Source organism: Halomonas sp. KO116, assembly GCF_000734975.2.
GTDB lineage: Bacteria > Pseudomonadota > Gammaproteobacteria > Pseudomonadales > Halomonadaceae > Vreelandella > Vreelandella glaciei.
This window is the reverse complement of the sequence record NZ_CP011052.1, coordinates 2872783-2891962: the sequence shown is the minus strand read 5'-3', so window position 1 is coordinate 2891962 and position 19180 is coordinate 2872783. Positions and strand designations below refer to the sequence as shown.

Below are 19180 nucleotides of genomic sequence, written 5' to 3'. Positions count from 1 at the left end.
AGCGTTTCTTAAAGCGCTAAGGTTTCGCGAAGGTGTTTGAAGAGCTTACGCGAGCTGGTCGGTGGTTTGCCCTGCTCGCGTTCCCGCTGGGCGTTGCGAATTAATTGACGCAGCGTTTGGCGGTCCGCATCGGGATGCTCCGCCATAAACAGGTCAACAGCATCATCGCCTTCGTCAATTAAGCGTTCACGCCATTTTTCGAGCCGGTGAAACGCGTGGTCGCGCTGTTCCTGCTCTTGATCAATAGAGTCGAACACGCCTTGGATGGCGGCGAGGTCCTCTTTACGGATAAGTTTTCCGACGTACTGCATATGGCGGCGGCGGCCTTCATGAGAACGAATGCGTGAGGTTTCCTCGATAGCGCGCAGCATATCGTCAGAAAGGGGAAAGCGGGCGCGCTCTGCCGGTCGCATGGCGATTAACGTTTCCCCAAGTGCCTGTAAGGCATGCATTTCGCGTTTGAGTTGCGACTTGCTTGGGCGTTCTTCCTGCTCTTCTACTTCAACGGGGTCGGGACGTTGCTTACGCATAGTGTGGCTCACAGATAAAATTCGTGGCGGCATTATACCAGCTGCGAGTACAACATTGATTCGCCGATGACACTCTCTTGAAAGACTTCGGTTGAGAGACATTCGGTTGAGAAAGGAGGCCATATGGCACAGGCATTTGATGCATCCGCGCAGCAGTCGTTACTGATCGCGCGGGCCGAAGAGGCACTAGCGCTGGCAAAGCGCTTGGGCGCGGATGCTGCCGAAGTAGGCGCAAGCGTCGATCAGGGAATGGGTGTTAGCGTACGCCAGGGTGAAGTTGAAACGGTTGAGTTATCCCGTGATCAGGGCATCGCCGTGACGCTTTACGTAGGCCAGCGTAAAGGTAGTGCCTCATCAACGGATGCTAGCAGTGCCTCGATCCAGGCTGCGGTAGAAAAAGCGCTGGCGATTGCCCGCTATACCGGAGAAGACCCGGCCGCCGGGTTAGCCGATGCATCGTTGATGGCCGCCGAGTTACCCGATCTGGAAGTGCACTACCCCTGGGCACTCACAACCGATGAGGCGATCGAGCTAGCGCTTGCTTGCGAGCAGGCGGGGCGTGATGTTGACGGTATCTCGCAGTCGGATGGCGCTTCACTTTCGAGTGGTGAAGGCGTGCGCGTTTATGCCAATAGCCACGGTTTCCTCGGGACGCAGAAAGGCAGCAGCCATTCGCTTTCATGCATGCTGATTGCCCAGGATGCGAGCGGTATGCAGCGCGACTACGACTACACTTCTGCACGCGATCCCAAGGCATTGCGTGGCCCCGCCGCAGTGGGGCGCGAAGCTGCCGAACGTACGCTGCGCAGGCTTGGTGCAAAACGTCCGCCCACGGGTACCTTTCCAGTGCTGTTTGACCCATCACTGTCCAGTGGTTTGATTGGTCATTTACTGAGTGGTTTAGCCGGTGGTGCTTTATATCGTCAAGCCTCGTTTCTGTGTGATCGGCTTGGCACGCCGCTGTTTCCCGATTGGTTTAGCCTTGAAGAACGTCCAATGGAAATCGGTGCCACAGCGAGTTCGCCGTTTGATGGCGAGGGTGTGCAAACCCGTAATAATCGTTTTATCGATCAGGGCAGCATTGCCAGCTATATGCTCTCTTCCTACAGCGCTCGTCGGCTGGGTATGCAAACCACGGGCAATGCTGGTGGGGCACGTAATGTGCGTTTAGTGGCGCCACTGCAATCCCGTGACAGTCTATTAAAAGAGATGGGCCGGGGTATTTGGGTAACCGAACTGATGGGGCAGGGCGTTAACGGCGTGACCGGTGATTACTCACGTGGCGCAGCAGGGTTTTGGGTAGAGGATGGAAAAGTACAGTACCCGATCGAGGAGTTTACGATTGCCGGGAACCTGGAGCGGATGTTTGCCGGGTTAGTGGGAATTGGCGATGACACCGATACCCGTGGCAGTGTTCACACGGGTAGCTGGTTAATTGATGCCATGACCGTAGCGGGAGATTAAAAGCTACTGATCTTCTTCAAAACGAGCATCGAACAGCGCTTGAATAGCATCAAGTGCCTGTTCGGCGTCATCGCCTTCAGCATTGATGGTTAGCTCGGTACCGCAAGGGGCGGCGAGCATCAGCAGTGACATGATGTTGGCGGCGTCAGCGACCTGTTGCTGTTTTTGAACACGTATTGTCGCCGTGAACTGTTGGCCGCATTTTACCAGTTTGGTCGCCGCGCGTGCATGCAGGCCGCGTTGATTGGTAAGTGTGAGAATTCTTTCTGGCACCCTGGTTCCTTTTCGCCGAGTGGTGTCATTAATGGATAGAAGCGCTTAAGACGTTGCTTGCTGCTCGTCGGTCTGGGAGGTGCTGGCAGGCGGAGCAGCTGGCTGCTCATTTAATGTATACTGCAAGCCTAACTCGCGATGACGTAATTGAATTTCGCCCATACTGTGTACTAATCGCTCTGCTAGCTGTTCAACCATATAGACCGAGCGGTGTTGCCCACCGGTGCAGCCAATCGCAATAGTCATGTAGCTACGCTGGCTATCTTGGTAAGCGGGTAGCCAGCGCTCAAGCCAAGCCTGAATATCGTTACTCATGGCGTCTACGATGGGATAACCGCTTAAGAAGGCCACTATGTTCGCATCGCGGCCTGTGAATTGGCGTAGCGTTGGGTCCCAATAAGGGTTTGGCAGGCAGCGCACGTCGAAAACCAAATCAGCATCCAGCGGTACACCGCGCTTATAACCAAACGACTCAAGCGTCAGCGTGAGCTTATCGCGCCGCTGATGGGCGACCTGGTCAGTAATGCGACGACGTAAATCGTGAACCGATAGCCGTGAAGTATCGATCAATAAATCAGCCAGATCACGTATATCGTGTAGCGTCTCTTCTTCTTTATTGATGGCTTCTTCAAGTGTCATTTCGCTGTCGCGCGTGAGCGGGTGGCGACGACGAGTGGCGGAGTAACGCTCAAGCAATATGCGGGCGTCTGTGGTCAAATAGATCACTTGAAAAGCAATATTGCGTTGCCGCAGCTCCTCTAACATAGAGGGCAGTCGCTCTAGCGCGCCAGGCAAGTTACGTGCGTCAATGCTGACCGCCAAATGGGCTCGGTCGCCCTGGTCGCGTAGTTCGTCCACCAACGAACCCAGCAGCATGGCAGGAAGGTTATCAATCGCATAATAGCCAAGGTCCTCGAGCGCTTGTAAGGCGATAGATTTACCTGACCCAGAGCGGCCGCTAATGATCACAAGTTGCATAGAGTCTCTCTTTGCTTTGATCAAGCTGCGTTAAGGGGGTGAGCGCAAATCAACCTGCCGTTGAGTACCGCTTGGCAGGCTTAGGCCTTCAGGAGATTGTTTGCTCACGAATTTTAGCGGTAAGCAACTCAAGTAGTTCGCGCTGGCTGCCTGCTTTACGCAGCTTCTGACGCGTATCTGCATCGTTCATGATGGTCGCTACCTGGCCGAGCAGAGAGAGATGTGTGTCATCAGCCTCTTCTGGAACTAGCAATACAAACACCAGATCCACCGGGTCGCCGTCGATAGCATCAAAATCAATTGCTTCTGCGAGTTTTAAAAAACCAGCGATTGGGGCAGAGCAGTGAGGGCTACGCGCGTGGGGAATAGCCACGCCGTTACCAATCCCGGTACTGCCTAAGCGTTCACGGCCAATTAAACGGCTAAACACTTCTTGACTGTCCAGACTGGGGATATTTTGGGCAATAAAGGTGCTGAAAAACTCCAGCACCCTTTTTTTGCTGCCCCCGGGGACGTCAAAGAGAACACGTTCCGGGGGGAGTATGGTTTCCAACGTCATTGAATTAACGCACGCCTGCGCCTTGGGCGCGAGCTTGTGCTTTTTCCTTATGTTTAACGAGTTGACGATCAATTTTGTCCGCTAATGCGTCAATTGCGGCGTACATATCACTGTCTAAGGCTTCCGCATGCAAATCTGCTCCTGCTGCGTGCAGTGTACAGGCTGCCTGTTGGCGCTCTTTCTCCACAGATAAGGTGACTTGCACCGTGGTTATATTGTCGTAATGGCGCTCTACACGTTCAAGCTTTTCATTGACATAGTCACGCAAGGCGTCAGTCAGTTCTACGTGATGACCAGTGATATTAACTTGCATTGACGTACTCCTTATCCATCGGACTGTACTTCGATTGTAACCCTTTTTGCCGCGTTGCAAAGCCCTTGTCGAGAGTTTCCCTAAAACGTTGATTTGTGCTAGCGCAAACGACGTCGCTCGCTAGAGGAGGGAATGCCCATGGCTTCACGGTATTTAGCCACCGTTCGACGCGCTACTTGAATTCCCCCCTCTCCTAATAGCGTGACTAAGCGGCTATCAGAAAGCGGCTTGCCTGGCGGCTCCTCTTGAACCAATTTCTTAAGCCGAGCGCGGATAGCGGTGCTTGAATGGCTGTCACCATCCTGGCCGCTGACTTGGCTTGAGAAAAAGTATTTGAGTTCAAATACGCCGCGAGGCGTATGAATAAATTTCTGAGTGGTCACCCTGGAAATAGTCGATTCGTGCATTTCCACGGCCTCGGCGATATCGGCCAATATGAGCGGCTTCATGGCTTCTTCGCCGTGTTCTAAAAAGCCAATTTGCCGGGTGATAATCTCGCGGCCAACGCGCAGTAGCGTATCGTTGCGGCTAGAGAGGCTCTTGATCAGCCAGCGCGCTTCCTGCAGGTGTTCTTTTAAAAACTGATTATCCTGACTTTTATCCGCACGCTTTATTAAGCTGGCGTAGTCGGGCTGAATGCGCAGTCTTGGCAATGCCTCAGGATTGAGCTCTAAGTGCCAGCCTTCGTGGTCATGGCGTACGACCAGGTCGGGCGTTACGTAACTATCATCGGTATCGCCATAGGCGCTGCCTGGGCGTGGATCAAGGCTACGAATAAGGAGAATGACATCAGCCAGCTGGTCATCATCGAGTCCCAGGCGGCGTTTAAGTAAGCGCATGTCATCTTTGCCTAGTGCTTCCAGAAACTGCCGTACTAAGCGGCGGGCAGGAACCAGCAACGGCGTGTCATCGGGAAGAGTGGCCAGCTGCAGCATCAGGCACTCACGCAGGTCGCGGGCGAATATTCCTGTTGGCTCAAATTGCTGAAGCTTAAGTAGAATGGTTTCTACTTCGCGCTGGCTAAGCCCATCGACGCCTTGGGCGCGAAGCCCTTCACGGATGTCGTTGAGCGGCTGGGTTAAATAGCCATTAGCATCTAGCGCGTCGATAAGACTTTCTGCGACAAGTTGCTCTCGCGCGCCAAAATCAGTCATGGCGAGCTGCCACTGCAAATGCCCATGAAGACTCTGGCCAGCCGCTTGGCGCTCAAAATCAGGTCCTTCGCTGCTGGTGCCGCCGTGACTGCCCATATCTTGGTAGGTATCAGACCAGTCACTATCTACCGAGAGCTCGGTGGGAATGCTCTCTGACCACTCTTCCTCTTTGGGCTCGCTGGCAGCCTGTTCGCCAAATTCATCCTCTTGTTCCAGCATGGGGTTGGCATCTAGGGCCTGCTGAATTTCTTGTCGTAAGTCCAGCGTTGATAGCTGTAACAGGGCAATGGCCTGCTGCAGCTGAGGTGTCATGGTCAGCTGTGTGCCGATGCGCAGTTGAAGAGAAGCTTTCATGACCATCTGAGAACCACTCGTTAATCAGAATGCTCCACCCTAGTGCGAGTAGGTCTCCGGTGCAAGTGCAATAAGCATGCCATTGGTAGTAAAGTTGTTGGAGAGCGCTAATTAGACGTGAAAAATAAGCTAGAGGCGGAAATCGGCGCCTAGATAAACCTCTCGCACTTTCTGGTTAGTGAGTATCGAGGCTGGAGAGCCGCTGGCGATGATTTGACCATCGCCTACGATGTAGGCGATGTCACAAATATCCAGGGTTTCGCGCACGTTGTGGTCGGTGATCAGTACGCCGATGTGGCGCTGCTTTAATGCCCGAATAATGGTTTTGATCTCGCCCACCGAAATGGGGTCTACGCCAGCAAAGGGTTCGTCCAGCAGAATGAATGCGGGTTCTGTCGCCAGTGAGCGAGCAATCTCCACACGCCTGCGTTCACCGCCTGAAAGGCTCATGCCCAGGTTGTCGCGAATATGGGTAATGTGAAAATCTTCAAGTAGCGCTTCCAGGCGCTGCTCGCGGTCGCTACGGCTGAGCTTTTTGCGCGTTTCGAGTATCGCCATAATATTATCGGCAACCGATAATTTACGAAAAATAGACGCTTCTTGCGGAAGGTAGCCGATACCCGCCGCAGCGCGTTCATGCATTGGGGCGCGGGTTAGATCTACATCGTCGATACCCACTTTGCCAGCATCGGATTTCACCAGCCCCACAATCATATAAAACGAGGTGGTTTTACCCGCGCCGTTAGGGCCCAGTAAGCCCACAACGCTACCTTGGGAGATCTCTAAATTGATGTCTTTAACGACTCGGCGTCGCTTATAGCTTTTGGCCAAGTGGTGGGCATATAGGGTTTTGATTGGCGTGGTGTCTGTAGTTGCCAAGGCTTGGCTCCCTATTGTTCGGGCTGAAGCGTCATACGTATGCGCTGGGTTTCGCTGCCGTCAACGTCAGAGCGGGCCTGAATGACTTCACGGTCAATAAAATACTCAAGGCGACCGCCGGTGAAGGTGTCTTCTTGTTGCGTTAATTCGGCTTGGTCGATCAGCTCAACGCGGCGTTCAGCGACATGATAAATAATGCGCCTTGCCCACCCTTCCGTAGGGCCTTCTTGCCCTTCAGCTTGATGACGTAAGTAGGCGCGCTCACCGGTGGAGGTCGCGCGGGAGAGCTCGCCTGCCTCGTTGCGTTCGATCTCTACTCGCTCGCCACGTAATTGCATTCCGCCTTGGCGAATATCGACATTGCCTGTATAGACAGCGGTTCCCGCTCGCTGGTCAAGGTCTAAGCGGTCGGCTTCGACTTCTACCGGGGCCTGGCTGTTTTGGGCCAGTGCCGAGAGCGGTACCGCAAGGGCAAAAAGGGCGCTATATAGCAGTGATTTCATGGCAAATCCTGTTAGCGTTGCGTGGCCGGAGGGTGCGTGCCACGCACATTATCAGTTAAGCGCACTTGGCTTTCGTTAAGCCAGACGTCCATGCGCGACGCGTTCATTTGCTGGGGTGGCTGTTGTAGCACTACCGGTGTTTCACTCCATGCATGCTGGTTTAGCCCGTCATAGTGCAATAATTCGGTATCTAACTGCCAACCTTCATCCGGTGCGATCAGGCGAGCAGAGCCTGACATCAGCAAGACCTGAGTGGACGTGTTAAGCGTGCCTACATCGGCGCTAGCCAGCCACTGGCGGTTTTCGCTGTCGTATAAAATAGCTTCGGGCTCTTCCGTCCAGGTTTCACTACGCTGCGGCGTATGGATCAGACGTGAGGTTTTAAGCGCCTGTAATACGCTGCCCTTATCACCGAAAAGGGTGATCTCAGCGTTTTCCAGGACGTGGCCTGGCTCCTGGGCCTGCGCTCCAGGGTCAATGGCCGTGTCTTGAGGCCCCTGTGGGTCAAGCCACACCAGTAAAGCCCCCAAGGCTACCACCAGCCCGGCTAACCAAACGCGTACTTTTATCTGCTTCACCATTAGGTGCGACCGTGAAGGTAGGTGTCTAGCACCGCGCCCCAGTGCCCTTGAGATTCAAGCAGTGTGTCACAGATTTCACGTACCGCGCCGTGGCCACCTAGTCGTTCCGTGGTCCAGTCGGCGTGGGTGTGCATGTAATCTGGCGCATTAGGGACGGTAATGCCGACGCCGCAACGCTTAATAGCGGCCAAGTCAGGCAGGTCGTCACCACAGTAGGCCACCTGCTCTAGCTCTATATCGAGACGCTGACAAAGCCCGCGCAGGGTAGCAAGCTTGTCTTCACAGCCTTGATGGACCAGGTTGATGCCCAGTGATGCGGCGCGCTGGCTCACCATGGGGGAATCGCGGCCCGTCACTAGCGCTACATGTATGCCCACTCGCTTAAGAAGCTTCAGCCCATGACCATCCTGAGTATGAAATGCTTTGATTTCGATGCCGTCAGCCTGAAAGTAGAGGCGGCCGTCGGTCAGTACGCCGTCAACATCCAACGCTAATAGGCGCACGCGGCGGAGTCGATCAAGTAGCGCATTAGGTAGGGTCATAGAACCTCCATATCATTAAATTCGTAAAGCGGGTCGGTAACATTGCTGAATGACGCCGCTGGCTTAAATAACGCCGCTGGCAAGCAGGTCATGCATATGTAGCGCCCCGATAGGACGCTGTTGTTCATCCACCACCGCTAGCGCCGTAATGCGGCTCTCTTCCATGATGCGTACCGCTTCCGCCGCCAGAATATCGGGGCCGATGCGCTTGCCCGGCCGGGTCATAACATCGTCAACGATGACATCGCGCAGGTTGTGGAACTGATCGAGCGTACGTCGAAGGTCACCGTCAGTGTATACCCCGGCTAGGCGGCCATCGCTATCCACTACGCAGGTAAAGCCTAACCCTTGACGGGTAATTTCCAATAACGCGTCGCGCAGTGGGCTACCCAGGGGGACTTGGGGCAGGCGCGCACCGTCATGCATAAGATCTCTAACGCGCAGCAACAAGCGTTTGCCTAAGCTGCCGCCAGGATGGGAAAGAGCAAAATCTTCAGCGGTAAAGCCACGCGCTTCCAGCAGCGCCACAGCCAGAGCGTCGCCCAGGGCGAGCGCCGCCGTTGTGGAACTGGTGGGTGCCAAGTCGAGCGGGCATGCCTCACGCTCTACGCCGCTGTTCAGGTGCGCATCAGCGTGTTTAGCCAGCGTGGAGTTGGGGCGGCCTGTCATACTGACTAGCGGCGTACCCAGGCGTTTAAGCAGCGGTAAGAGCGCAGTGACTTCGGCGGTTTCACCCGAATTAGACAGCGCCAATACCACATCGGAACGGGTGATCATGCCTAAATCGCCGTGGCTGGCTTCACCAGGGTGAACGAAAAAAGCTGGCGTGCCTGTGCTGGCTAGTGTGGCCGCCAGCTTACCAGCGATATGCCCCGACTTGCCCATGCCGGTCACCACCACGCGGCCTTGGCAGGCGAGAATTAGCTCGCAGGCACGGTCAAAACTTTCATCTAGTTTGGCTTGAAGGCCGCCAATGGCTGCCTGCTCAATTTGTAGCGTACGCAATGCACTTTCGCGTAGTAGGCTGGGTGGAGCGAGAGGCTGGCGCATAGCGTTTTCTCTTAATCATTGAACATATAAAAAGGAGTAACCACCAAGAATAACATCTCGGCACCCTTTATAGGCAGTAGTTGGGGACGTTAGCCCAGGCGCGTTTTGACGATAAGGCGGTCTGCTACGGGTTCGCTATCAATAAACGGGTAGGCCAGTGGAAACACTCAAGCGTTTCGTCGTGTCTTGTAGCGTTATAGTACAATGTTTGATAATGTTTTAGAAACACTGTTTTATAACCGCGGTAGCCGCAAGTAAGGTATGATGGCTGACCCAAGTGCGCCTCGTTAAGAGTCAACTGATCCATGATAGATGCTCCATTTATTGACATTCAAGACCTCCATTTTTCACGTGGCGATCACGAGATTTTTCGCGGCATAAATATGACGATTCCGCGCGGCAAAGTAACCGCGATTATGGGGCCAAGCGGTACTGGTAAAACCACGCTACTCAAGCTAATCGGCGGACAGTTGACCCCAGAGCGTGGGCGGATAGTGATTGATGGGCAGGATGTTCATCGGCTATCTCGTAAGGCGCTATTTACGTTACGTAAGCGGATGGGAATGCTATTTCAAAGTGGCGCGCTGTTTTCCGATTTAGATGTATTCGAAAACGTTGCTTTTCCGTTACGCGTACATACTGATCTGCCTGACACCATGGTGCGCGACCTAGTGCTGCTGAAGCTGCAGGCGGTCGGGCTGCGCGGCGCGCGTCACTTGACGCCCGCAGAACTGTCGGGAGGCATGGCGCGGCGGGTCGCTCTGGCTCGTGCCGTGGCGCTGGACCCGGAGTTGATCCTGTATGACGAACCTTTCGTTGGTCAGGACCCCATCTCTATGGGCGTTTTAGTGCAGCTTATTAAGCGCCTTAATCAAGCGCTGCAACTCACCTCTGTGGTGGTGTCTCACGATATTAAAGAGACTCTGAGCATTGCAGACTATCTCTACTTGATTGCTGATGGTCAGGTGGTTGCCCATGGTACGCCGCAAACCTTAGATACAAATCAAGACCCCAGAGTTAGCCAGTTTATTCATGGCGAGCCCGATGGCCCAGTGCCGTTTCACTATCCCGCGGAGGCGTTTTATCGCGATATTTTGGGCGAGCCCCCGATGACAAAGACAGGCTAATGGCTTCAATGCAGGGTAAATACAGGGCAAGGACAAATGCAGTCAAAACTTTCTAACGGCACCGCGCGTATTACCCGATTGGGGCGTCGAGGGTGCGATTTAATGGAAGCATTAGGCCGTGCGGGGGTGTTTCTGTTCCAGTCCGCTGTGGGCGTGCCATCCCGTGAGGGTTGGCGATTATGGTTGCATCAGATGCATTTTGTCGGCGTGCTTTCACTTGCCATCGTGTTGGTATCTGGGCTATTCATCGGCATGGTGCTGGCACTGCAGGGCTATACCATTCTGGTCGATTTCGGCGCTGAGCAGGCGCTTGGGCAGATGGTGGCGCTGTCACTGCTGCGTGAGCTTGCGCCTGTGGTGGCCGCGCTGCTGTTTGCAGGCCGTGCGGGCTCAGCATTGACCGCTGAGATTGGCTTGATGAAAGCCACCGAGCAGCTCACCAGCATGGAAATGATCGGGGTTGATCCGCTGCGTCGGGTGGTCGCTCCGAGGCTGTGGGCGGGCTTTGTGTCGCTACCCATTCTAACCGTAGGTTTTAGTGTGGTGGGTATCTGGGGTGGCTACTTGGTGGGCGTCGAGTGGTTGGGCGTTTTTGAGGGCTCTTACTGGAGCAACATGCAGGCCAATGTGGCTTTTGTCAGTGATATTGGTAACGGCATGATCAAAAGCGCTGTGTTTGCGTTGGTGGTGACCTGGATTGCTGTCTTTCAGGGCTACGACCTGGTGCCGACCTCAGAAGGCATATCTCGTGCTACCACACGCACGGTAGTGTATTCATCGCTTGCAGTACTGGGGCTTGATTTTGTGTTGACTGCCGTCATGTTTGGCGGCCTTTAATGGGTGGAGCAGTTTCATGAGACGCAGTAAAACCATGGAGTTCGGTGTTGGCCTGTTTATGATTGCTGGCATTTTGGGACTTGTATTCCTCGGCTTGCGTGTTAGTGGGCTGACACTCTCCGCGCCCGCTCAGTCGTTTCAGTTGGAGGCGAATTTTGCCAATATTGGCAGCTTAAAACCTCGCGCCCGGGTCACTATGGCGGGGGTGACGGTGGGGCGCGTTGAATCTATTGAGTTGGATACACAGTGGTTCGATGCACGGGTGGTGCTAAGCCTGGACAGCGAGCTGGAAGGCCAGCTCTCCAGAGACACGATAGCGTCTATTCTTACTGCCGGCTTGTTAGGCGAGCAGTATATCGGCCTTAGCGTAGGCGGTGACCCGGAGGTGCTGGAGGAGGGTGACACGATTCGTGATACCCAGTCGGCGTTGGTGCTGGAAGAACTTATCCAGCAATTTGTGTCCAACATGGCAAGTAATTAATGTTTCAAATAACGCGGCACGAACCCAGTGCATTAACGGGTCGGGAGATAATGGTTATGAAGGGAGTAAACGGGATGGTGAGTCGTTGGTTGCTGGTGGGTATGATCATGGTGGGATTAGTGGTGCCGCTACAGGCCCTAGCTCAGACCCAGTCCCCTGAAGCATTGGTTCGCGATAATGTTGAATCGCTAATGGAAGACCTTGAGGGTCGTAAAGATTATTACGCTAATAATCTGGGTGAGCTTGAGGCGTTAGTAGATAGAAATCTCGACCAAGTGGCTGATTTTCGCTATATCGGTGCCAGTGTGATGGGTAACTATTTCCGCAACGCCACCCCAGAGCAGCGCAGCCGTTTTGCCGATGTATTTCGTCAAACGTTGATTGATACCTATACCCGTGGACTGGTGACATTTGATTATGATGAGCTGCGAGTGCTGGATGCCCAGCAAGCACAGCGCTATGACGATCAAGCCAGTGTCGCGATGGAAGTGGTGGCGAATAGCGGGCAAGTATATCCCGTGAGCTATAGCTTAAGGCTTTCTAATGGCGATTGGCGGGTGGTCAATGTGATCGTAAATGGCATTAACCTGGGCTTGACGTTCCGCAATCAATTTGACCAAGCCATGCGCGATAACAATCGCGATTATGATGCTGTCATCGACGGTTGGTCGCCTGAGGTGGGTGTTGAAGAGCTTGAACAGGGAGGCGATGCGTGACAACGCTTTTTTCGGGTCCCGGTGTCACGGTGGATGCTGAAGACGCTACCTTGCAAGTAGTTGGTGATGTGGATGTGACGTTGGCGGCCGATTTGGCCGCCAGTGGCGTTGCTTGGCTCAAGCAAGCCGAGTTAACTTCACTAACACTGGATTTTAGCCGCGTTGAAAAAGCCAGCAGTGCTGCCATCAGCGTGCTGTTTGAATGGTTGCGCGCGTGTCGGCAGCGGGAAATCAAAGTTCAGGCTATCCGCTTTTCAGCCCCTCTACGCCGACTTGCCTCATTAGCCGAACTGGATGCATTGATTGATCATCCCTCAGCGACTTTGGCTGTTTAAAGCTACGCCATCGCCAAGCGCGCTGCTTTTCTTTATTATGTCGACCCAATTACGTTTATTGATATCGACGACCCCAAAGGAGTTTTTTGCGCCATGCAACCCAACGAGGTAAAAGCACTGCTTGAATCCCGTATTGACGGATGCCAGTTCCATATTCAGGGTGAAGGCTGTAATTTTCAGGTGATTGCGGTTGGCGATGCCTTTGAAGGTCTCTCTCCAGTCAAACGTCAGCAGCTCGTCTATGCTGCTCTCAGTGATGAGATCGCCTCTGGCGCGCTCCACGCCATCAGTATCAAAACGTTTACTCCGGCGCAGTGGCAAACTGCACCGGAAAACGTCCAGTAACGGTCGCTCCATGGATAAATTAATCATTACCGGCAATGGTTCGGTAGACGGTGAAGTGTGGGTGAGCGGTGCCAAAAATGCAGCGTTACCCATCTTGTGTGCCAGCCTGTTGGCCGACGGCCCCGTAGTGATTGGTAATTTGCCGCACCTGCAGGATATTACCACTACCTTAGAGCTGCTTGGTCGTATGGGGGTTGAGCCGGTAATGGGTGAGAAGCTGAGTATCCAGTTAGATGGGTCTCAGGTGACCCAATGCCACGCACCTTATGAGCTGGTCAAGAAGATGCGTGCTTCCATCTTGGTGTTAGGGCCGCTGCTTGCCCACTTCGGTAAAGCCGATGTGTCGCTGCCCGGTGGCTGCGCGATTGGTTCGCGCCCGGTGGATTTGCACATTCGTGGTTTAGAGGCCATGGGTGCTGAAATTCGCGTTGAAGCGGGCTACATCCGTGCGCGGGTCGATGGCCGCCTGAAAGGCGCGACGATTTACTTTGATACCGTGACAGTAACCGGTACCGAAAACCTGTTGATGGCAGCGACGTTGGCCGATGGCAAAACCATTCTAGAGAACGCTGCCCGCGAGCCAGAAATCGTCGACTTGGCAGAGTGTTTGATCAAGATGGGCGCTAAAATCAGCGGCCAAGGTACTGACACTATTACCATTGAAGGTGTTGAAAAGCTGCACGGCTGCGAACACGATGTCATGCCCGACCGTATTGAAACGGGCACGTTTCTGGTAGCCGCGGCCATGACCGGCGGACGAGTGAAGGTTAAGCGCACCCGGGCGGATATCCTGGATGCGGTCATCGCCAAGTTGGAAGAGGCGGGTGCTGAGATTACCAGCGGTGACGATTGGATTGCTCTGGATATGCACGGCAAACGCCCGAAGGCGGTGAATATTCGCACGGCGCCTTACCCTGCGTTTCCAACCGATATGCAGGCGCAGTTCGTGGCTATGAACGCAGTGGCCGTGGGGCACTCTCGAGTAGTCGAAACGATCTTCGAGAACCGCTTTATGCACGTTCAAGAGCTTAATCGCATGGGCGCCAATATAGTGCTGGAAGGTAATACCGCATTAATAGAAGGGGTCGAGAAGCTTTCCGGCGCACCTGTCATGGCGACCGATCTACGCGCTTCCGCTTCGCTGGTGATTGCAGCGATGATGGCCGAAGGCGAAACCCTGGTCGATCGTATCTATCACATTGACCGTGGCTACGAGTGCATCGAAGAAAAATTGCAGTTACTGGGCGCGCGCATTCGCCGTATTCCTGGCTAAGCCATGCAACTAAGCTCGCTTGCTACTAATTCTGCATGCTATTAACCACTGGCCTAAACGATGAGTAAGCAACTGATTTTAGCCCTCTCGAAGGGCCGCATTCTTGAAGAAACGCTGCCACTGCTGGCCGATGCGGGCATCACGCCCGCCGAGGATCTGAGCAAAAGCCGTAAGCTGCTGTTTGACACTAACTTGCCAGACGTCAAGCTGGTGATTATCCGCGCAACCGACGTGCCCACCTACGTTCAGTTGGGGGCAGCCGATGTCGGTATCGCTGGGAAAGATGTACTGCTTGAGCACGGCGCTGAAGGGCTTTACGAGCCGCTGGATTTGGAGATTGCTCGCTGTAAGTTGATGACAGCGGGCGTTACCGGCCAGTTGCCTGCGCGAGCCCGGCGCCGTGTAGCCACTAAGTTTGTGAATGTGGCCCGTCGCTATTACGCCGAGCAGGGCATTCAAGCCGAAGTGATCAAGCTTTATGGCGCCATGGAGCTTGCGCCCCTGATGAACCTGGCGGATGAAATTGTCGATATTGTTGATACCGGCAATACATTGCGGGCGAATGGTATGGAGCCGCGTGAGCTAATCGCCCATATCAGCACCCGACTAGTGGTGAATAAGGCGGCCATGACCATGAAGCATGAGCGCATTAAGCCGTTATTGGCTCGCCTAGACAGCGCGGTCAAAAAGCGTCAGGCACAGCTTGCCGAATGACATGAGGTGACCCATGAGCGAACCACGTAATGCCACCATTTCACGCCTGTCGACAAGCGATGCAGACTTTCACCATCAGCTGGATGCGCTGTTAGATTGGGAAGGGGTGTCAGACAAAGCAGTTCAGGCACGCGTAGAAGAAATTCTTGCTAGTGTTAAACAGCGAGGCGACGCCGCAGTAATTGAAGCTACCAACCGCTTTGATCGGCTTTCTGTTAGCTCAATGGACGAATTGCAACTCACACCGGAACAGTTGAAGAAGGCATTTGATCACCTGCCTTCTGAGCAGCGAGAGGCGCTTTCCAGTGCTGCCGAGCGCATTAAGCAGTACCACGAGCGCCAAAAGCCCAGCTCCTGGCAATACGAAGAGGCTGACGGCACGGTGCTGGGGCAGAAAGTCTCCCCACTGGATCGCGCCGGTATCTATGTGCCGGGTGGAAAGGCGGCTTACCCCTCTTCGGTGCTGATGAATGCGATTCCTGCCCATGTGGCCGGTGTACGTGAAATTGTCATGGTAGTGCCTACGCCGGATGGCGTGCTCAATGAGTTGGTATTGGCTGCGGCCCACCTGGCCGGGGTCGATTATGTATTCACCATCGGTGGGGCTCAGGCGGTGGCTGCGCTTGCTTATGGCACAGAAACGGTGCCTCGCGTCGACAAGATAGTTGGCCCAGGCAATATTTATGTGGCCACGGCTAAGCGTGCGGTATTTGGGCAGGTGGGTATTGACATGATTGCCGGCCCTTCGGAAATCATGGTGGTGTCCGATGGGCTGACTGATCCTGATTGGTTGGCAATGGATCTGTTCTCCCAGGCCGAACACGACGAAGATGCTCAGGCGATCTTGGTGAGCTGGGATAAAGCGCACTTAGCTGCTGTTGAGGCCGCGATTGAGCGTCTACTGCCGACTTTAGAGCGCGAAGAGATTGTGCGTGAATCGCTGCGCCGACGTGGAGCGCTAGTACACTGTCAGGACGCCCAAGAAGCGATTACGCTGATTAACCGGATCGCCCCTGAGCATCTGGAGCTTTCGGTGGCTGAGCCAGGCACTTGGTTGGACGATATTCGTCACGCCGGGGCGATCTTTATGGGGCGTTACACTGCCGAAGCGCTGGGAGATTATTGCGCGGGCCCCAATCACGTGCTGCCTACCTCTGGAACGGCACGTTTCTCGTCACCGCTGGGTGTCTATGATTTCCAGAAGCGCTCTTCGATTATTCACTGCTCGGCAGGCGGTGCGTCTGAGCTGGGTAAAATTGCTTCTGTATTGGCGCGGGGCGAGTCATTAACCGCCCACGCCCGCTCAGCTGAGTACCGTATTCGCGATTGATGCCCCCCCTAGACCTTATCAACGCGCTCAAGCTGTTACCGCTATGAGTCGCGTTGACCGGGCACCTCTTCATTAATCGGAATAGCAGGAAGCGGACGTTCGCCTACTTCCAGTGTCATTTCCATACGCTCGCCGCTGCGCACAATGGTTAACGGCAGCGACGTGCCGGGCGGTATTGAGGCGATCTCGCTCATCGTGGAGCGAGCATCCAGAATAGGCTCTCCGTCCACGGCGAGTAGTACATCGCCAGGCTCTAGGCCTGCTAGCGCAGCCGGGCCGCCGCTGACGACACCGGCAACAATAACGCCTTGAGGTGTTTGCAGCCCAAAGGAGGCCGCTAGCTCACGTGACAGCGCTTGTGCCTCTATGCCCAGCCAGCCACGAATCACACGCCCTTGCGTAACCAGTTCATCTAGGATGCTGTGGGCAAGGTTGGCGGGGATCGCAAACCCAATACCCTGGGAGCCACCTGAACGTGAGAAAATGGCGGTATTAATACCCACCATGGCACCGTCAGGGTTGACCAGCGCGCCGCCAGAATTGCCTGGATTGATCGCAGCATCTGTCTGAATAAAATCTTCATAGGCGTTGAGCCCCAGATGATTACGCCCCGTGGCGCTAATAATGCCCATGGTGACGGTCTGGCCGACCCCAAAAGGGTTACCAATGGCCAGTGCTACGTCGCCCACTGCTACATCGGCAGAATCGGTCAGTTCAATAACCGGCAAGTCGTCCAAATTAATGCGCAGCACGGCTAAATCACTTTCAGGGTCGGTGCCAATCACTTCGGCCAACGTTTCGCGACCATCACGTAACGCCACCTGAATTTCGTCGGCGCCATTGATTACGTGGTGATTGGTTAATACGTAGCCGTCTTCACTCACAATAACCCCAGAGCCTAGGCTGGAAAGCATTCGCTGGTGAGTCGTCGCATCATCGCCCTGGCTATCAAAAAATTGCTGGAAGAAGGGGTCCGACATCAGTGGGTGCTGATCGCGTTCCACAATACGTGATGAATAAATGTTAACCACGGCCGGCGCTGCTTGTTCGACTGCTCGTGAATAGCTCACCGGGCCCTTATTGCGGGATAGAGGGGCAGCCTGGTGTATTTCTGGAGCTGGGCGATTAGGGTTGGGTTCCACTGCCGCTGGGACCGTAGAAATAACCGGGGCCGGAGATTGAGGCGCCTGAGGCGTTGAATCACGAAATGGGTTGGGAAGTTGCTCGGGGAGCGCAAACAGGATCACCACAGCGAGCAGTACGCCAGTAACAACAGGCCATAGGTAAGACAGCATATAGCGTCGCATGTAATAAATTCCTTAACGAGTCAGTCTCACTGTTCGCGATAAAAAGCAGCGAGTTTTACAATGTTTTAATGGTAACACTTTCTTAGCAAGTTCCTCACGGGTGCATTTAAATCAATAAAAGGACGCAATATGATTCATCGTGACCAATTAGTGGCAGCCTGTGACCATCAGCTGCGCGCTGCCCAGTTTAAAGATTATACTGTTAATGGTTTGCAGGTGGCGGGTAGTGAGCACGTTAAACGTGTTATGACGGGAGTGACAGCCTGTCAGGCTTTGCTGGATGAAGCCGTTGCTTGGCAGGCGGATGTGGTGTTGGTGCATCATGGGTATTTCTGGAAAAACGAACCCGTTGCGATCACCGGTATGAAGCAGAAGCGGATTAAAACACTGCTTGATAACGATATCAGTCTGCTGGCGTACCACCTACCGTTGGATGCTCACGCCGAAATGGGCAATAACGCCGAATTGGCCAGGCGCCTAGGCTGGAAAGTGGAGGGGTGTATTGATGGCGAGCTTGGAGAAGGACTTTTATGGTCAGGACGTTTAGCGCAGCCACTTTCTGTACAGGATCTCGCCGTGCAAATTGCGCACACCCTTCAGCGTGAGCCTTTGGTTATTGAAGCCCCACAGGCGGGTGATATTGAGCGCATTGCCTGGTGCACCGGTGGGGCGCAAGACATGATTACGGCAGCCTTTGAGGCGCGGGCGCAAGCCTTCGTGTCGGGTGAAATATCCGAGCGAACCACCCACTTGGCGCGCGAAATGGGGATCCATTATATCGCTGCTGGTCATCATGCCACCGAGCGCTATGGGATCCAGGCCATGGGTGAGTGGTTAAGTAATGAGTACGATGTTGAGCATCGCTTTGTGGATATTGATAATCCTGCTTAACACATTAAGCGCCCCGAAAGTTTGTTGACGAGAATCGGGGCCGCTTATTGTTGTTTGGTTACTTAATATTGTCGTTTAGTCACTTAATAGCGGGGTGGTTGAGGCGTTGTCACCTCATTTCTTTTCAAGCCAAAATCCTCAGATAGCGTACCGCCTTTACCGTCGGCGTAGTCGCGCGGGGTAGCGGGAGCCGCTGTATCAGCCGGTGCCTGCTGTTCAGAGGTAGAATTGATGCCAGAAAGATCAAGGCTTGGCTGAATCGCCGCATCGCGAATATCCCACTCCTCAGCGTCCTCTTTTAGCTGAAGTTCTAGTTGGTTGGCTTCATCGCGAATATTGCTGAGTCGCTGATAGATCCCGGTCAAATGGCTGCCCACGCTGTTCTTCATTTCAGCGATTTGATGTTCGCGTTCGAGTAGCTTTTGACGCATGGAAGCAGCCTCACGCTGGCTTTTGCTGAAGAGGCGATAGCAGCCTAATCCAACGATTAAACCGACGATAAAACCGATAATGGCAAAGGTTAATGGTGAGCTTGCGTCCACAGTGTTCTCCCTGGCGCCTTGAATATAACCGCAGACTGCATTAGCCAGCAGCTTTTGAATTAAACAGGCTGCCATTATAGGCGTCAGTCTGCCGGTTGGGTC

Annotated in this window: 24 protein-coding genes; 11 read left to right on the top strand and 13 right to left on the bottom strand. The window is 54.2% G+C overall.

Annotated elements, in window-relative coordinates; all coding sequences use genetic code 11:
- Window positions 1-8 precede the first annotated feature (8 nt).
- Complete coding sequence (yjgA, locus tag KO116_RS13400; RefSeq protein ID WP_008958645.1) at window positions 9-530, bottom strand: ribosome biogenesis factor YjgA; 522 nt, start codon at window positions 528-530, stop codon at window positions 9-11.
- A gap of 123 nt (window positions 531-653) precedes the next feature.
- On the opposite strand from yjgA, the gene pmbA reads away from it, so the two are divergent.
- Window positions 654-1994: a metalloprotease PmbA gene (pmbA, locus tag KO116_RS13395; RefSeq protein ID WP_035566358.1), complete on the top strand. Its 1341-nt coding sequence runs from the start codon at window positions 654-656 to the stop codon at window positions 1992-1994.
- 3 nt (window positions 1995-1997) lie between these two features.
- Here the strand turns inward: pmbA and KO116_RS13390 are convergent, their stop codons facing one another.
- The 10 genes from KO116_RS13390 to KO116_RS13345 form a co-directional block, all read right to left on the bottom strand.
- Window positions 1998-2267 (bottom strand): HPr family phosphocarrier protein, encoded by a 270-nt coding sequence (locus KO116_RS13390; RefSeq protein WP_008958647.1) that lies wholly within the window; start codon window positions 2265-2267, stop codon window positions 1998-2000.
- Window positions 2268-2312: 45 nt separating this feature from the next.
- On the bottom strand, window positions 2313-3245 hold the full coding sequence (gene rapZ / locus KO116_RS13385) for an RNase adapter RapZ (RefSeq protein ID WP_035566356.1): 933 nt from the start codon (window positions 3243-3245) through the stop codon (window positions 2313-2315).
- 88 nt (window positions 3246-3333) lie between these two features.
- On the bottom strand, window positions 3334-3804 hold the full coding sequence (locus tag KO116_RS13380; protein ID WP_035566353.1) for a PTS sugar transporter subunit IIA: 471 nt from the start codon (window positions 3802-3804) through the stop codon (window positions 3334-3336).
- A 4-nt stretch (window positions 3805-3808) separates the two neighbouring features.
- Entirely contained in the window at window positions 3809-4117 is a 309-nt protein-coding gene (gene hpf, locus KO116_RS13375) for a ribosome hibernation-promoting factor, HPF/YfiA family (protein WP_007114683.1), read from the bottom strand.
- Window positions 4118-4215: 98 nt separating this feature from the next.
- Window positions 4216-5631: an RNA polymerase factor sigma-54 gene (locus tag KO116_RS13370; RefSeq protein ID WP_035566348.1), complete on the bottom strand. Its 1416-nt coding sequence runs from the start codon at window positions 5629-5631 to the stop codon at window positions 4216-4218.
- A gap of 123 nt (window positions 5632-5754) precedes the next feature.
- Window positions 5755-6504 (bottom strand): LPS export ABC transporter ATP-binding protein, encoded by a 750-nt coding sequence (lptB, locus tag KO116_RS13365; protein WP_082072595.1) that lies wholly within the window; start codon window positions 6502-6504, stop codon window positions 5755-5757.
- Between the two features lie 11 nt (window positions 6505-6515).
- Window positions 6516-7007, bottom strand: coding sequence for a lipopolysaccharide transport periplasmic protein LptA (gene lptA, locus KO116_RS13360; protein WP_035566346.1), 492 nt, complete (start codon window positions 7005-7007; stop codon window positions 6516-6518).
- Window positions 7008-7018: 11 nt separating this feature from the next.
- Window positions 7019-7588 (bottom strand): LPS export ABC transporter periplasmic protein LptC, encoded by a 570-nt coding sequence (lptC, locus tag KO116_RS13355; RefSeq protein ID WP_035566343.1) that lies wholly within the window; start codon window positions 7586-7588, stop codon window positions 7019-7021.
- Window positions 7588-8130: a KdsC family phosphatase gene (locus KO116_RS13350; protein WP_035566341.1), complete on the bottom strand. Its 543-nt coding sequence runs from the start codon at window positions 8128-8130 to the stop codon at window positions 7588-7590. Before KO116_RS13350 ends, lptC begins: the two co-directional genes overlap by 1 nt.
- A gap of 63 nt (window positions 8131-8193) precedes the next feature.
- Entirely contained in the window at window positions 8194-9180 is a 987-nt protein-coding gene (locus tag KO116_RS13345) for a KpsF/GutQ family sugar-phosphate isomerase (RefSeq protein WP_035566338.1), read from the bottom strand.
- A gap of 305 nt (window positions 9181-9485) precedes the next feature.
- Between KO116_RS13345 and KO116_RS13340 the strand changes: the two genes are divergently transcribed.
- The 9 genes from KO116_RS13340 to hisD all read left to right on the top strand — a co-directional run bounded on the left by KO116_RS13340 (window position 9486) and on the right by hisD (window position 16338).
- Window positions 9486-10307, top strand: coding sequence for an ATP-binding cassette domain-containing protein (locus KO116_RS13340; protein WP_035566335.1), 822 nt, complete (start codon window positions 9486-9488; stop codon window positions 10305-10307).
- A gap of 36 nt (window positions 10308-10343) precedes the next feature.
- On the top strand, window positions 10344-11144 hold the full coding sequence (gene mlaE, locus KO116_RS13335) for a lipid asymmetry maintenance ABC transporter permease subunit MlaE (protein WP_035566332.1): 801 nt from the start codon (window positions 10344-10346) through the stop codon (window positions 11142-11144).
- Between the two features lie 16 nt (window positions 11145-11160).
- Window positions 11161-11625, top strand: coding sequence for an outer membrane lipid asymmetry maintenance protein MlaD (gene mlaD, locus KO116_RS13330; RefSeq protein ID WP_008958658.1), 465 nt, complete (start codon window positions 11161-11163; stop codon window positions 11623-11625).
- Window positions 11626-11699: 74 nt separating this feature from the next.
- Window positions 11700-12341, top strand: a complete 642-nt coding sequence (locus KO116_RS13325; RefSeq protein ID WP_082072594.1) for a Tgt2/MlaC family protein — start codon at window positions 11700-11702, stop codon at window positions 12339-12341.
- Window positions 12338-12676, top strand: coding sequence for an STAS domain-containing protein (locus tag KO116_RS13320; RefSeq protein ID WP_035566325.1), 339 nt, complete (start codon window positions 12338-12340; stop codon window positions 12674-12676). The genes KO116_RS13325 and KO116_RS13320 overlap by 4 nt, the downstream gene beginning before the upstream one ends.
- A 93-nt stretch (window positions 12677-12769) precedes the next feature.
- Window positions 12770-13021 carry a BolA family protein gene (locus tag KO116_RS13315; protein ID WP_007114696.1) on the top strand — a complete coding sequence of 84 codons (252 nt, stop codon included), beginning with the start codon at window positions 12770-12772 and terminating at the stop codon, window positions 13019-13021.
- 10 nt (window positions 13022-13031) lie between these two features.
- On the top strand, window positions 13032-14294 hold the full coding sequence (gene murA / locus KO116_RS13310; RefSeq protein ID WP_035566319.1) for a UDP-N-acetylglucosamine 1-carboxyvinyltransferase: 1263 nt from the start codon (window positions 13032-13034) through the stop codon (window positions 14292-14294).
- A 60-nt stretch (window positions 14295-14354) separates the two neighbouring features.
- A complete protein-coding gene (hisG, locus tag KO116_RS13305) occupies window positions 14355-15008 on the top strand; it encodes an ATP phosphoribosyltransferase (RefSeq protein ID WP_035566316.1) in 654 nt (217 codons plus the stop codon).
- A gap of 13 nt (window positions 15009-15021) precedes the next feature.
- Entirely contained in the window at window positions 15022-16338 is a 1317-nt protein-coding gene (gene hisD / locus KO116_RS13300; RefSeq protein ID WP_035566313.1) for a histidinol dehydrogenase, read from the top strand.
- A gap of 41 nt (window positions 16339-16379) precedes the next feature.
- Here the strand turns inward: hisD and KO116_RS13295 are convergent, their stop codons facing one another.
- A complete protein-coding gene (locus KO116_RS13295; RefSeq protein ID WP_035566310.1) occupies window positions 16380-17645 on the bottom strand; it encodes a Do family serine endopeptidase in 1266 nt (421 codons plus the stop codon).
- 129 nt (window positions 17646-17774) lie between these two features.
- Between KO116_RS13295 and KO116_RS13290 the strand changes: the two genes are divergently transcribed.
- Window positions 17775-18536, top strand: coding sequence for a Nif3-like dinuclear metal center hexameric protein (locus KO116_RS13290; RefSeq protein WP_035566306.1), 762 nt, complete (start codon window positions 17775-17777; stop codon window positions 18534-18536).
- 83 nt (window positions 18537-18619) lie between these two features.
- Here KO116_RS13290 and KO116_RS13285 read toward each other — a convergent pair whose 3' ends face one another.
- Window positions 18620-19078 (bottom strand): ZapG family protein, encoded by a 459-nt coding sequence (locus KO116_RS13285; protein ID WP_035566857.1) that lies wholly within the window; start codon window positions 19076-19078, stop codon window positions 18620-18622.
- Window positions 19079-19180 lie beyond the last annotated feature (102 nt).

Bases quoted from the DNA above. Each gene is read 5' to 3' on its own strand.
- yjgA (WP_008958645.1), bottom strand. From the start codon at position 530: ATGCGTAAGCAACGTCCCGACCCCGTTGAAGTAGAAGAGCAGGAAGAA.
- pmbA (WP_035566358.1), top strand. From the start codon at position 654: ATGGCACAGGCATTTGATGCATCCGCGCAGCAGTCGTTACTGATCGCG.
- rapZ (WP_035566356.1), bottom strand. From the start codon at position 3,245: ATGCAACTTGTGATCATTAGCGGCCGCTCTGGGTCAGGTAAATCTATC.
- KO116_RS13380 (WP_035566353.1), bottom strand. From the start codon at position 3,804: ATGACGTTGGAAACCATACTCCCCCCGGAACGTGTTCTCTTTGACGTC.
- hpf (WP_007114683.1), bottom strand. From the start codon at position 4,117: ATGCAAGTTAATATCACTGGTCATCACGTAGAACTGACTGACGCCTTG.
- KO116_RS13370 (WP_035566348.1), bottom strand. From the start codon at position 5,631: ATGGTCATGAAAGCTTCTCTTCAACTGCGCATCGGCACACAGCTGACC.
- lptA (WP_035566346.1), bottom strand. From the start codon at position 7,007: ATGAAATCACTGCTATATAGCGCCCTTTTTGCCCTTGCGGTACCGCTC.
- lptC (WP_035566343.1), bottom strand. From the start codon at position 7,588: ATGGTGAAGCAGATAAAAGTACGCGTTTGGTTAGCCGGGCTGGTGGTA.
- KO116_RS13350 (WP_035566341.1), bottom strand. From the start codon at position 8,130: ATGACCCTACCTAATGCGCTACTTGATCGACTCCGCCGCGTGCGCCTA.
- KO116_RS13345 (WP_035566338.1), bottom strand. From the start codon at position 9,180: ATGCGCCAGCCTCTCGCTCCACCCAGCCTACTACGCGAAAGTGCATTG.
- KO116_RS13340 (WP_035566335.1), top strand. From the start codon at position 9,486: ATGATAGATGCTCCATTTATTGACATTCAAGACCTCCATTTTTCACGT.
- mlaE (WP_035566332.1), top strand. From the start codon at position 10,344: ATGCAGTCAAAACTTTCTAACGGCACCGCGCGTATTACCCGATTGGGG.
- mlaD (WP_008958658.1), top strand. From the start codon at position 11,161: ATGAGACGCAGTAAAACCATGGAGTTCGGTGTTGGCCTGTTTATGATT.
- KO116_RS13325 (WP_082072594.1), top strand. From the start codon at position 11,700: ATGGTGAGTCGTTGGTTGCTGGTGGGTATGATCATGGTGGGATTAGTG.
- KO116_RS13315 (WP_007114696.1), top strand. From the start codon at position 12,770: ATGCAACCCAACGAGGTAAAAGCACTGCTTGAATCCCGTATTGACGGA.
- murA (WP_035566319.1), top strand. From the start codon at position 13,032: ATGGATAAATTAATCATTACCGGCAATGGTTCGGTAGACGGTGAAGTG.
- hisG (WP_035566316.1), top strand. From the start codon at position 14,355: ATGAGTAAGCAACTGATTTTAGCCCTCTCGAAGGGCCGCATTCTTGAA.
- hisD (WP_035566313.1), top strand. From the start codon at position 15,022: ATGAGCGAACCACGTAATGCCACCATTTCACGCCTGTCGACAAGCGAT.
- KO116_RS13295 (WP_035566310.1), bottom strand. From the start codon at position 17,645: ATGCGACGCTATATGCTGTCTTACCTATGGCCTGTTGTTACTGGCGTA.
- KO116_RS13290 (WP_035566306.1), top strand. From the start codon at position 17,775: ATGATTCATCGTGACCAATTAGTGGCAGCCTGTGACCATCAGCTGCGC.